The organism is Comamonas sp. MYb21 (assembly GCF_037479395.1).
Lineage (GTDB): Bacteria > Pseudomonadota > Gammaproteobacteria > Burkholderiales > Burkholderiaceae_C > Comamonas.
The window spans coordinates 73,717-86,458 of record NZ_JBBGZC010000007.1 but is presented as its reverse complement, the minus strand read 5'-3'; the positions used below and the strand labels follow the sequence as shown (position 1 = coordinate 86,458).

Below are 12,742 nucleotides of genomic sequence, written 5' to 3'. Positions count from 1 at the left end.
AAAACTGCACAGGCTGGGCGCCATGTGCAGTTTTTGGGAAGGTGGGGCAGGCCAGGGGCCCTGCGTCGCTTAGACCTTCAGCAGTTCCACGTCAAACTTGAGCGTGGCGTTGGGAGGAATCACGCCGCCTGCGCCGCGTGCACCATAGCCCAATTCAGCGGGGATGATCAGCGTGCGCTTGCCGCCCACCTTCATGCCCTGCACGCCTTCGTCCCAGCCCTTGATGACCATGCCGGCGCCCAGGGGGAACACGAAGGGGTCATTGCGGTCCTTGCTGGAGTCGAACTTGGCGCCTTGCTCGCCATTGTTGAAGAGCCAGCCGGTGTAGTGCACGGTGACTTGTTGGCCCTTGGCCGCTTCGGCGCCGGTGCCAACTTCCGTGTCTTCGTACTGCAGGCCGGAGGGGGTGGTGACGGTGGTCATGTAAATCCTTTGTGAGTGCTTTGCTACCAGCAGCGATCATACCCGTCTGCCAAACACAGAGCCCGCACAAGGCGGGCTCCAGGGGGCAAAAAAGGGCCTCGGCGGGCGGGAATTTACTTCTTGGTCTGCGCTGCCACCCAGCGCGTGGCAAAGGCCTGCACATCGGACAGGCGCTTGAGCAGGTCCTGCCCCGAGGGGGTAACGGTGTAGCCGTCGCTGTTGTGGTCGAGGAAGCCGGCCTCGCGCAGCTCCTTGATGCGGGTGTTGAGCGTGTTGGGCGTAATGCCGCCCACGCTGTCTTGCAGCAAGCGGAAGGTCTGGGGATGTCCGTCCCGCAATGCCCAGAGCACACGCAAAGCGTAGCGGCACTCCAACCGCTCGAAGAGCTGGTTGATGGCGGTGTTTTCCTTGGCGCTCATGTAAGGGTCTCCTTGCGCTGTGTTGAGGAGCGAGGCCCAGGCCTTCGCATGCAAATCCACTGAGAGGGTGCGATCAGCGTCGCGGCAACATCTGCTACAAGTTTAATAGCTCTTCATCCACGATGTATAGGCGCAGCTGACGATTGGACCCAGGCGGCAGCGGAAGTGTTGTTCAATTGCTACGGTTTTTGAGTGTGCAAAGGCCGTCCGCAAGGCGCTGCAGCGCAGAAGTGGCACCTGTGCGCAGCCGGGCCGGCGCCCGGTTTTATAGCGGTCTGGCAGCTGTCTGGTGCCAGTCTGGAACTTGTCAGAGGGCGCTGTAGCGCACCACACGGGGGCCCCGGCACAGGCCAAACAGGCGCATGCCGGCCTGGTTGGCCACCTGGATGGCGAGCGTGGTGGGCGCGGAGATGGTGGCCAGCACCGGCAGGCCCATGCGGGCGCATTTGCGCACCAGCTCGTAGCTGGCGCGGCTGGTCATCACCACCAAGCCGGGCTGGCCCAGCATCTGCTGCTGCGCCATATGGCCCAGCAGCTTGTCCAGTGCGTTGTGGCGGCCTACGTCCTCCAGCGCCACCTGCAATTGCCCAGCCGGCGTGGCCCAGCCGGCGGCATGGACGGCGCCGGCCTGCTGGTTGAGCAGCTGCAGCTGGGGCAGCTGAGAAAACGCCGTCTGCAAGGCCGCCAGATCCACGCGCTGGGCCCAGTCGGGCAGCTGCGGCAGGGGCTCGGGCACCAGATCGAGGGCGTCCATCGAATCGATGCCGCAGATGCCGCAGCCGGTGCGGCCGGTGAGGGCGCGGCGCCGTTCCTTGAGGCGCACAAAGCAGCGGCTGGCGATCTGCATCTCCACGCTGATGCCCGGTGCTTCCGGGTCGGTGCCGCAGGGCGCCAGCGGCTGCACCTCGATGCCATAGCAGTCGGCTGCCTGGTCGATGATGCCTTCGGACAGCGCAAAGCCCAGTGCAAACACTTCCAGGTCCTGCGGGCTGCACATCATCACCGCATGCGAGATGCCGTTGAACACCAGCGCCACCGGTACTTCGGCCGCAACCGCATCCAGCCGCGAGACCGAGGCCTCCGGCGTGATCACGGTGGCGGGCAGGGGCTGGACGGCGCGGGGCAGATCGGAAGGCATGGCGCTGATTGTGACGCAAAGCGAATGACGGCGTCTGCGCCGTGGGCAGGCGCGCCCAAAAACAAACCCCGCCGAGGCGGGGTTGGGTGGGAAGACCTGGGTCTTGCGATCCGCAGGTCTTGCAGGGCTGGGCAAGCGCTTAGATGAAGCTGCGCAGCTTGTCCGAGCGGCTGGGGTGCTTGAGCTTGCGCAGCGCCTTGGCTTCGATCTGGCGGATGCGCTCGCGCGTCACGTCAAATTGCTTGCCCACTTCTTCCAGCGTGTGGTCGGTGGACATTTCAATACCGAAGCGCATGCGCAGCACCTTGGCTTCGCGCGGGGTCAGGCCATCCAAGATGTCCTTGACGACGTCGCGCAGGCCGGCCTGCATCGCCGCATCGACCGGCGCTGTGTTGGCGCTGTCTTCGATGAAGTCACCCAGGTGGCTGTCGTCATCATCACCGATCGGCGTTTCCATCGAGATCGGCTCTTTGGCGATCTTCATGATCTTGCGGATCTTGTCTTCCGGGATCTCCATCTTCTCGGCCAGGATGGAGGCATCGGGCTCGAAGCCGAACTCCTGCAAGTGCTGGCGGCTGATGCGGTTCATCTTGTTGATGGTCTCGATCATGTGCACCGGAATACGGATGGTACGGGCCTGGTCCGCAATCGAGCGCGTGATCGCCTGGCGAATCCACCAGGTCGCATAGGTCGAGAACTTGTAGCCACGGCGGTATTCGAACTTGTCCACGGCCTTCATCAAGCCGATGTTGCCTTCCTGGATCAGGTCCAGGAACTGCAGGCCCCGGTTGGTGTACTTCTTGGCAATCGAGATCACCAGGCGCAAGTTCGCCTCGATCATTTCCTTCTTGGCATTGCGCGATGCGCGCTCGCCGTCGTTCATGCGCTTGTTGATGAGCTTGAGCTCATCGAGCGGAACGACCACGCGGGCTTGCAGATCAATCAGGTTCTGCTGCAGCTCCTGCACGGGCGGGATATTGCGGCCCATGATGGCGCTCCAGCTGTTGCCCGCTTGCGCTTCCTTCTCGATCCATTGCAGGTTGAGCAGGTTGGCAGGGAACAGTTGGATGAACTTCTCCTGGGGCAGACCGCACTTCTCGACAATGATCTTGCGCAGGGCACGCTCTTTCTGGCGCACGCTGTCGACCTGCTCGCGCAGCATGTCGCAGAGCTTCTCAATGGTCTTGGCGGTGAAGCGGATGGTCATCAGCTCGGCCGACAACTGGCCCTGCACCTTGGTGTACTGGGCCGTGCCGTAGCCGCTCTTGTCATAGGCGGCGTGCAGCTGCTCGAACAGCGACTGCAGCTTGGCAAAGCGCGACAGCGCTTCGTTCTTCAGCTCTTCCAACTTCTTGGTCAGCGCCTTGGAGCCGCCCTTGCCGTCGTCGTCGTCTTCTTCGTCGTATTCGTCGAAGTCTTCTTCGGCCACGTAGTCGTCGTTTTCGTCGGCGTCGGAGAAGCCGTCCACCACGGTGGAGATGACGACCTTGCCTTCGCGGATCTCTTCGCCCATCGCCAGAATCTCGGCAATGGTCGCGGGCGATGCGCTGATGGCCAGCATCATGTCCTGCAGGCCGCCTTCGATGCGCTTGGCGATTTCAATTTCGCCTTCGCGGGTCAAGAGCTCGACCGTGCCCATTTCACGCATGTACATGCGGACTGGGTCGGTGGTGCGGCCGAACTCGGAATCCACCGTCGACAAAGCCGCTTCGGCTTCTTCTTCGGCTTCTTCTTCGGTGGTGGCGGACTGGCCGGTGTTGTTCAGCAGCAGGGTCTCTGCGTCAGGCGTCTGTTCGTAGACGGCCACGCCCATGTCGTTCAACATGGAGATCACCACTTCCAGCGTCTCGGCATCGACCAGCTTGTCGGGCAAGTGGTCGGAGATTTCGGCATTGGTCAGGTAGCCACGGGTCTTGCCCAGCTTGATCAGGGCCTTGAGGCGCTGACGGCGGGTGGACATTTCCTCTTCGGTCAGCACGGCTTCGTCGAGGCCGAACTCCTTCATCAAGGCGCGCTCCTTGGCCTTGGAGACCTTCATGCGCAGCGGCTTGACCTTTTCGGTCGGTGTGTCTGGCGATGCGGAGACCTCTACGACCTCTTCGCTGTCGCCCGCGATGTCCTCTTCGATGTCCGAGAAATCGGTATCGTCGATATCTTCATCGCCCTTGTCCTTGGCTTTGGCCTTGGTGGTCTTGGCGGCGGTCTTGCGCGGCGCCTTGGGCTTGTCGTCTTCGGCCTTGGCGGTCTTGGCCTTGGTCGCAGTCTTGGTGGCGGCCTTGGCCTTCACCGGGGTATCTTCTTCGGCGGCTTCGCTTTTCTTGGCGGCGCGCTTTTTGGGAGCACCTGCGTTGAGCAGGGCATCGGCTGCCTTGAGCAGTTCGGCCTGGGACAGGCGTTGTTTTTCGGACACGGAGCTAACCTTCTTCGTCGCTGCCTTGGCTGGGGTGGGCGCAGCACTGGCTTTTACGGTTTTGCCTGCTGCAGCAGTAGCGCGTTTGGCCGCCGGTTTGGCGGCAGGGCTGGCTGCTGTAGCTTTGGCGCTTTTGGCCGCGCTGGTGGTAGTGGACGACTTGACGGACGACTTCGCGGACTTTGTAGCTGGCATGGACACCCTCAGAGCAAAGAGAACACACAAAGAAAACTGGCAAGCGCCATCACCGGCGCATTGAAACTGCAGTGGTCGATCGCCACAAAACTGTGGCGGCCAACGCGGCTGCACGAGGCGCTAAGCCTCAAGGCAAGATGTGGGGGCGAACATTTGGAATGCAGTCCTTGCGGTATTTTGGGCACTTGCGCTGGTGGCAAATCGCATGATTCTTCATACGGGCCCGGTCCGGAGGTGCTGCTGTCGCTCTTGCCGATGTGTCAAATATTATACCTTTTTGGCCAATGTCAAGGGCCTGTACGGCAATCGGGGCAAATATTTTTATATGCCCTCTGGGTATTTGGAGCCGCGCCTATTTATTGACCTGGCGCTTGAGCAGGCCGATACGGTGGAAATTGCTCTGGTAGCGGCGCAGCGCTTGCGGGTCGGAGGCCTGGGTGACCAGCTGGCGGTTTTGCTCTTCGAGCTGGTCGAGCACGATGCGGCTGAGGGAGTCGCGCAGCTCGGCGCGGATCTCATCGAGCGGGCCGTCAATCTGGGCATGCTGGCCCCGCATCAGCGCGGTGGCGAAGGCCTCGACCGCATGGCCGCGCAGGTGCTCGCGCAGCACCGCCCAGGACTGGGCGCCGTGGGCCAGGAACTGCTGCTCCACCCAGGCGAACAGCGGTCCATGGGGGGCGGGCAACTGGGCCAGGGTGGCGGCGTCCTCGGGCGAGAAATTCTCCAAAAAGGCCATGTGCGACAGCAGCAGGCGCGCGGCCTGGTCTTCGCGGGTCACGGCTACGCTGGGCATCGGCGGTTGCGGCTCGGGGCGGGGCTGCCAGCCGCCTTTGCGGCCTCCCTGGCCGGGGCGCCACTCGCCGCTGCGCTTGATGTAGCCGTTGCCGCCGCCATGGGCGCCGCGCGGCTCGCCAAAGCTGTCGTTGCGCTGGCCGGGGTAGCGGTCCATGGCCGTGTCGCTGCCCCAGGGCGGCGCATCGCCATAGGCGGGCATGCTGTCAGCGCCCACCGGCGGCGCATCCCAGGAGGGCGCATGGCGCGGGCCGCTGCTGGCCGCTGCCTGGCCAGCGCCGCTTTGGCGGGCTTGTTCCTGGGCCGTAGTCTTTTGCCACAGGCCCTCCAGCTCGGCGGCGGGCAACTGGGCCTTGTCGGCGATCTCGCCGAGCAGCTGGCGCTTGAGGGCACCGTCTGGCAGCAGGTTCCACAGCGGGCGGGCGTTGCTCGACATACGCGCCCGGCCTTCGGCCTGGCCCAGGTCGCAGAGCTCGCTGGCTGCTTCGAGCAAGAAGCGCGACAGCGGCGTGGCGTCATGCACATGGCGGGCAAAGGCGTCGGCGCCGTATTCGCGCACAAAACTGTCTGGGTCGTGCTCGGCGGGCAGAAAAAGAAACTTGATGCTGCGGGTGTCACTGGCATAGGCCAGCGCGCCATCGAGCGCCTTGCGGGCGGCGCGGCGGCCGGCGGCATCGCCGTCAAAGCTGAAGACCACGGTGTCGGTAAAGCGGAAGAGCTTGTGCACATGGTCGGGCGTGCAGGCGGTGCCCAGGGTGGCCACCGCATTCGGAAAGCCGAGCTGGGCGAGCGCGACGACATCCATATAGCCTTCGGTCACCAGCACATAGCCATGCTCGCGGATGGCGGTGCGGGCCTCGAACAGGCCATAGAGTTCGCGGCCCTTGTGGAAGACCGGGGTTTCGGGCGAGTTCAGGTATTTAGGCTTTTCATCACCAAACACGCGGCCGCCAAAGCCGATGCATTCGCCCTTGATATTGCGGATGGGGAACATCACCCGGTCGCGGAAGCGGTCGTAGCGCTTGCCTTCGCCGTCGTCCGATTCAATCACCAGGCCCGATTCGACCAGCTTGGCATCGTCATAGGCCGGGAAGATACTCGCCAGGCTGCGCCAGCCTTCGGGCGCGTAACCCAGGCCAAAGCGCTTGGCGGTGACGCCGCTGACGCCCCGGCCTTTGAGGTAGGCAATGGCCTTGGGCGACTGCGACAGCTGCTTGCGGTAGGCGTCACCGGCTTTTTCGAGCAGATCGGTGAGCGAGGCCTGCTTTTCGCGCGCCTGCGCGGCGCGCTCGCGCTGCTGGGGCGAGACATCGTCCTCGGGCACCGGCAGGCCCACGCTCTGGGCCAGGTCGGTCACCGCTTCGCGAAAGCCCATGCCGGTGTGGTCCATCAGAAAACCGATGGCATTGCCGTTTTTGCCGCAGCCAAAGCAGTGGTAGAACTGCTTGGAGGGGCTGACGCTGAAGGAGGGCGATTTCTCGCCATGGAAGGGGCACAGCCCCATGAGGTTGGCGCCGCCTTTTTTCAGCTGCACATAGCGGCCGACCACGTCGACAACGTCGACGCGGGAGAGCAGCTCCTGGATAAATGACTGGGGGATGGACACCCGGCTATTGTCGCGCATGCCGGGCTGCGCCGCCGCAGCGCCACCCCAATCTGCCCCCGGGTCAATGGCCAATCCCGGCTATCGATCGTGTGACAGCGCGCAATCTTCGCGTCAGCCGCTTGTGGCACAGTGTTTGCAGAGGAGACAAGCACTGATGAACAGCATTTTTGACACCGGGCTCGAGCAAAACGGGGCCAACCACACGCCGATGACCCCGCTGGGCTTTATCGCCCGCAGCGCCGAGGTCTACCCGGAGCGCCTCGCCATCATCCATGGCGAGCTGTGCCAGACCTGGGCGCAGACCTATGCGCGCTGCCGCCAGCTGGCCAGCGCCTTGCAGCAGCATGGCATTGGCAAGAACGACACGGTGGCGGTGATGCTGCCCAACACGCCGCCGATGGTGGAGGCGCATTTTGGTGTGCCGATGGCAGGGGCCGTGCTCAACACCCTCAACACCCGGCTCGATCCGCAGACGATTGCCTTCATGCTGGACCACGGCGAGGCCAAGGCGCTGATCGTCGACCCCGAATACGCCGGTGTGGTGGCCAAGGCCCTGGCGCTGCGCCAATCGCAGGCGCCCATCCTGCTGGTGGATGTGGAGGATGCGCTCTACGGCAAGGCCAGCGAGCGGCTGGGCAGCCTCAGCTACGAGGCCTTGCTGGCCCAGGGCGATGCCAGCTTTGACTGGCAGCTGCCTGCCGATGAGTGGGACGCGATTGCACTGAACTACACCAGCGGCACCACCGGCAACCCCAAGGGCGTTGTCTACCACCACCGGGGCGCGGCGGTGAATGCCATCAGCAACGTGCTGGAATGGGACATGCCCAAGTTTGCGGTCTACCTGTGGACCCTGCCGATGTTCCACTGCAATGGCTGGTGCTTTCCCTGGACGGTGGCGCTGCGCGCCGGCGTCAATGTCTGCCTGCGCCGGATCGATGCGCAGGCCATTTTTGCGGCGATCAAGCGCCATGGCGTGAGCCACTACTGCGGCGCGCCGATTGTGCACAGCCTGCTGGTCAATGCGCCGGCGGCCTTGAAGGAGGGCGTGCCCGCTGGCGTCAAATGCATGGTGGCCGGTGCTGCGCCGCCTGCGGCCATGATCGAGGGCATGGAGCAGCTGGGCTTTGACCTGACCCATGTCTATGGGCTGACCGAGGTCTATGGCCCGGTGATGGTCTGCGCGCAGCAGCCCGACTGGCAGGGCATGGATGTGGGCGAACGTGCCCGCCTCAACGCCCGCCAGGGTCTGCGCTACCACCTGCAGCGCGATGCCCAGGTGCGCGACCCGGAGACGATGGCAGCCGTGCCGCAGGACGGCCAGACCATGGGCGAGATCATGCTGCGCGGCAATATCGCGATGAAGGGTTACCTGAAAAACCCCGAGGCCACGCAGGAGGCGTTTCGCGGTGGCTGGTTCCATACCGGTGACCTGGCGGTGCAGGACCCCGATGGCTATATCAAGATCAAGGACCGCAGCAAGGACATCATCATCTCGGGCGGCGAAAACATCTCGTCGATCGAGGTCGAGGATGTCCTCTACCGCCACCCCGCCGTGCTGGCTGCGGCCGTCGTAGCCAAGCCCGATGCGCGCTGGGGCGAGACGCCTTGCGCCTTTGTCGAGCTCAAACCCGGTGCCCAGGTGAGCGCCGAGGACATCGTCGCCCACTGCAAAAAGCATTTGGCTGGCTTCAAGATCCCGCGTGCGGTGGTGTTTGGCGAGCTGCCCAAGACCAGCACCGGCAAGATCCAGAAGTTCGAGCTGCGCAAGCAGGCCGGCTCGGCCGATGCGATTGACAGCTGATCCAGCCTGAACATCCATGAAAAAACCCGCCGCAGCTTGCTGGGGCGGGTTGGGTTCGGCGGATCAGGCCTGGCGCTTACTTGCCCCAGGAATCCTTCAAGCCGGTGATCTTGTTGAACACCGGCTTGTCGCTGCGGTGGTCATGGCGGTCGGCCACAAAGTAGCCAAAGCGCTCGAACTGGAACTTGTCGTCAGGCTGCGCGGCCTTGAGCGAAGGCTCGACATAGGCGGTCACGACCTTGAGGCTGTCCGGGTTGAGCAGCGCCAGGAAGTCCTTGCCGCCGGCATCGGGCTGTGGATCGGTGAACAGGCGGTCGTAAAGGCGCACTTCGGCTTGCACGCCATCGGCCACGCCCACCCAGGTGATAGCGGCCTTGACCTTGACGCTGTCCGCACCAGGCGTGCCGCTCTTGGTGTCGGGCACCACGGTGGCCAGCACCTTGGTGATCACGCCATCGGCATCCTTCTCGCAGCCGGTGCACTCGATCACATAGCCGCCCTTGAGACGTACCTTGTTGCCGGGGAAGAGGCGCTTATAGCCCTTGGGGGGTACTTCGGCAAAGTCTTCGCGCTCGATCCAGACCTCGCGGCCCAGGCTGAAGTGGCGCTCAGGCGCGACCTGGCCTTCTGCCGGGTGGGGCAGGGCGGGCAGGCTGCAGGCTTCGAGGTGCTCGGCACTGCCAAACACCTCGGCCCAGTTGCTCAGCTCCAGCTTGACCGGGTCCAGCACCACCATCGCGCGATGGGCCTGGTTTTCCAGGTCTTCGCGCAGGCAGCCGTCCAAGGTGGCGTAGTCGATCCAGGCGTAGTCCTTGGTCACACCAATGCGCTCGCAGAAATTGCGGATGGATGCGGGCGTGTAGCCACGGCGGCGCAGGCCGACGACGGTGGGCATGCGTGGGTCGTCCCAGCCGCTGACCAATTGGTTGTCCACCAGGTGCTTGAGCTTGCGCTTGCTGGTGATCACATAGGTCAGGTTCAGGCGCGAGAACTCGTACTGGCGCGGCTGCGGCGCATCGATCAGGCCGCCCGTGCGCAGGTGGTCCAGCAACCAGTCGTAGAAGGGGCGCTGGTCCTCGAACTCCAGGGTGCAGATCGAGTGGGTGATGTGCTCGTAGGCGTCCTCGATCGGGTGCGCAAAGGTGTACATCGGGTAGATGCACCATTGGTTGCCGGTGTTGTGGTGCTCGGCATGGCGCACCCGGTAGATCGCAGGATCGCGCAGGTTGATGTTGGGCGCCGTCATGTCGATCTTGGCGCGCAGCACGGCCGCGCCATCGGGCAGCTTGCCCTCCTTCATGTCGGCAAAGCGCTGCAGGTTCTCGGCCACGCTGCGGTCGCGGAACGGGCTGTTGACGCCAGGGCGCGTGAAGTCGCCCCGGTTGGCGCGCATCTCTTCAGCGGATTGCTCATCCACATAGGCCAGGCCTTGCTCGATCAGGTAGACCGCGCAGCGGTACATGAAGTCGAAGTAGTTGCTGGCGTAGTAGAGGTTTTGCTCGCCGCTCGGGTCCTTCCAGTCAAAGCCCAGCCAGCGCACGGCATCGATGATGCCGTCCACATATTCCTGGTCTTCCTTTTCCGGGTTGGTGTCGTCAAAGCGCAGGTGGCAGACGCCGCCAAAGTCGCGTGCGAGACCAAAGTTCAGGCAGATCGACTTGGCGTGGCCCACGTGCAGGTAGCCGTTGGGCTCAGGCGGAAAGCGGGTGCGGATCTTGGCCTGGTCGATGGGGCCCTGCTGGTGGTGCTGGGCATCGCCAGGCGTGCCACCCCAGTGGCGCTGGGCGTAGCTGCCTTTTTCGAGGTCGGACTCGATGATTTGTCGCAGGAAATTGGTGGGTTTGACCACTTCGTCACTACCGTTGTGCGAAGCGCTCGGGGCAGATGCATTCATAGTTGTGTATTCTAAGGGAGTACCCTGATGGCTGGAACGTATTGCGGTTTCTGGGGCTCTGACCCAGTGTTGGGCATGCCATTTACGCTTTGCAACAGGATATCTTGTCTTGAAACCATAATTTGCAGCGCCTTTGGTATCTTTCTGCCTGCTTGCCGCGTTGAAAGTCCAATGACATTTTTCAGGGATTCTCGCAAGGAGATCAATATGCGCAATTCGATGCTGAAACAAGGCTCTCGCTGGGCCGCTGCTGCGGTGCTGACTGGCTTGGCGCTGATGAGTGCTGGCGCCCATGCCAGCCGGGTGTCCTGGTCGGTGGGCATCAATGTGCCTGCACCGGTGTACGTGGCCCCCGCGCCGGTGTACGCACCCCAGCCCGTGTATGTGGCGCCTCCCCCTGTGTATGCGCCTCAACCCGTGTATGTGGCGCCTCCGCCCCCTGCCGTCGTTTATCGCCCCGCACCGGTCTACCGCCCAGCGCCCGTGTACTACGGCCCACCTCCCGGCCGCTACTACCGCCACCATCGCCACGACCGCGATTACTACCGCTATTGAGCTGCCTGGCAGCTTGCGCAACCGATGCCCTGGCCCGCCAGGGCTTTTTTTATGCGCGCTTGCCGGGGCTCCCAACCGCCCAGCTGTCGCTTGGGCTGTGCACTGGGGTGCCGAATGCTCGGATAATCCACAGCTGTTGTCCGTTGTGGAAGCTGAGATGAAAACTGTTTTTGTACTGAACGGCCCGAACCTGAATCTGCTGGGCCTGCGCGAGCCCACCATCTATGGTGCCCACACCTTGGCCGATGTCGAGCAGCTCTGTGCCCAGGCGGCTGCCCGCAACCAGCTGGCGCTGCGTTTTCACCAGAGCAACCATGAAGGCGCCTTGATCGACTGGCTGCACGAGGCAGGCCAGCTGCAGCGCGAAGGCCGGCTGGCCGGCGTGGTGCTCAATGCCGCCGCCTACACCCACACCAGCGTGGCCTTGATGGATGCGATCAAGGGCGCGGCGCTGCCGGTGATCGAGCTGCATATCAGCAATGTCCATGCCCGCGAGGCCTTCCGCCACCATTCCTATATTGCGCCCGTGGCCAAGGCGGTCATCTGCGGCCTGGGCGTGCAGGGCTACAGCATTGCGATCGATGCGGTGGCCCAGGTGCTGCTGGCGCCCACCGCCTGAGTGCTGCGATGTCCGATGTTCTAGACACCCGCGCTGCGGGCTTGCTGCCGCTGCCGGCGCTCTACGAGACGCTGCTGGCCAAGGCGGCGCGGCGGACCACCGTTTTTGAAGGCCAGACCGTCGTTTGGCATAGCTGGGGCGAGCGCCGCCCTGGCACGCTGCCCTTGGTGATGCTCCATGGCGGCAGCGGAAGCTGGACCCACTGGATCCGCAATATCGATGCGCTGCTCGCCCAAGGCCATGAACTCTGGCTGCCCGATCTGCCGGGCTTTGGTGATTCCGACCCGCCGGCCGTGGGAACGGACGCCGATGCCATGCTCGCACCTTTGCATGCCGGCATGGCGCAGCTGGATCTGCTGCCTTGCCAGCTGATGGGTTTCTCTTTCGGCGGTATGACGGCGGCCATGCTGACCGCTGCCTACCCGCAGGCGGTAGAGCGCCTGGTGCTGGTGGGGGCCCCCGCCATGGGCGTGGTGCCGGAGAAGCAGTTCAGCTTGAAGGGCTGGCGCCATCTGAGCGACCCGGCCGAGCAGCTGGAGATGCACCGCTACAACCTCGGCGCGTTGATGCTCTGGGATGCCGCCAAGATCGACGACCAGGCCCTGGCCGTGCACCAGCACAATGTTGTGCGGGACCGCCTGCCACGCCGGCGCCTGGCTAACACCGATATCCTGGCGCAGTCGCTGCCGCAGATTGCCTGCCCGGTCGCTGCGATCTATGGCGCCTATGACGCGCTGTACAAAAGCTATATGCCCGCGCTGGAGCACCAATACCGCGCGGTCACGCCCCATCTGCAGGCCTTTGTGCGGCTGCCCGACGCCGGCCATTGGGTGCAGTATGAGCAGCCCGAGGCCTTTATGGCCACGCTGCTGCCGCTGCTCTCTTCCTGA

Annotated in this window: 10 protein-coding genes; 4 read left to right on the top strand and 6 right to left on the bottom strand. The window is 63.8% G+C overall.

Translation table 11 applies throughout. From position 1 onward, the window contains the following. Positions 1–69: 69 nt before the first annotated feature. From WH367_RS11715 to dnaG, 5 genes are all read right to left on the bottom strand, one after another. Complete coding sequence (locus WH367_RS11715) at positions 70–423, bottom strand: FKBP-type peptidyl-prolyl cis-trans isomerase (RefSeq protein WP_116925004.1); 354 nt, start codon at positions 421–423, stop codon at positions 70–72. Between the two features lie 113 nt (positions 424–536). Beyond that, positions 537–842: a winged helix-turn-helix transcriptional regulator gene (locus WH367_RS11710; RefSeq protein WP_027010615.1), complete on the bottom strand. Its 306-nt coding sequence runs from the start codon at positions 840–842 to the stop codon at positions 537–539. A gap of 307 nt (positions 843–1,149) precedes the next feature. Further along, positions 1,150–1,980: a formate dehydrogenase accessory sulfurtransferase FdhD gene (gene fdhD, locus WH367_RS11705; protein WP_052329793.1), complete on the bottom strand. Its 831-nt coding sequence runs from the start codon at positions 1,978–1,980 to the stop codon at positions 1,150–1,152. Between the two features lie 139 nt (positions 1,981–2,119). After that, positions 2,120–4,585, bottom strand: coding sequence for an RNA polymerase sigma factor RpoD (rpoD, locus tag WH367_RS11700; protein WP_339536210.1), 2,466 nt, complete (start codon positions 4,583–4,585; stop codon positions 2,120–2,122). 352 nt (positions 4,586–4,937) lie between these two features. Then, a complete protein-coding gene (gene dnaG, locus WH367_RS11695) occupies positions 4,938–7,001 on the bottom strand; it encodes a DNA primase (RefSeq protein WP_339536208.1) in 2,064 nt (687 codons plus the stop codon). A 136-nt stretch (positions 7,002–7,137) separates the two neighbouring features. Between dnaG and WH367_RS11690 the strand changes: the two genes are divergently transcribed. After that, a complete protein-coding gene (locus WH367_RS11690) occupies positions 7,138–8,784 on the top strand; it encodes an acyl-CoA synthetase (RefSeq protein WP_339536206.1) in 1,647 nt (548 codons plus the stop codon). Between the two features lie 76 nt (positions 8,785–8,860). Here WH367_RS11690 and WH367_RS11685 read toward each other — a convergent pair whose 3' ends face one another. Continuing rightward, a complete protein-coding gene (locus WH367_RS11685; protein WP_021025117.1) occupies positions 8,861–10,678 on the bottom strand; it encodes a glutamine--tRNA ligase/YqeY domain fusion protein in 1,818 nt (605 codons plus the stop codon). A gap of 207 nt (positions 10,679–10,885) precedes the next feature. Here WH367_RS11685 and WH367_RS11680 point away from each other — a divergent pair, with 207 nt between their 5' ends. The 3 genes from WH367_RS11680 to WH367_RS11670 all read left to right on the top strand — a co-directional run bounded on the left by WH367_RS11680 (position 10,886) and on the right by WH367_RS11670 (position 12,742). Continuing rightward, positions 10,886–11,233, top strand: coding sequence for a hypothetical protein (locus WH367_RS11680; protein WP_027010469.1), 348 nt, complete (start codon positions 10,886–10,888; stop codon positions 11,231–11,233). Positions 11,234–11,390: 157 nt separating this feature from the next. Beyond that, positions 11,391–11,852 carry a type II 3-dehydroquinate dehydratase gene (gene aroQ, locus WH367_RS11675; protein ID WP_021025119.1) on the top strand — a complete coding sequence of 154 codons (462 nt, stop codon included), beginning with the start codon at positions 11,391–11,393 and terminating at the stop codon, positions 11,850–11,852. 8 nt (positions 11,853–11,860) lie between these two features. Further along, positions 11,861–12,742, top strand: coding sequence for an alpha/beta fold hydrolase (locus WH367_RS11670; protein WP_339536204.1), 882 nt, complete (start codon positions 11,861–11,863; stop codon positions 12,740–12,742).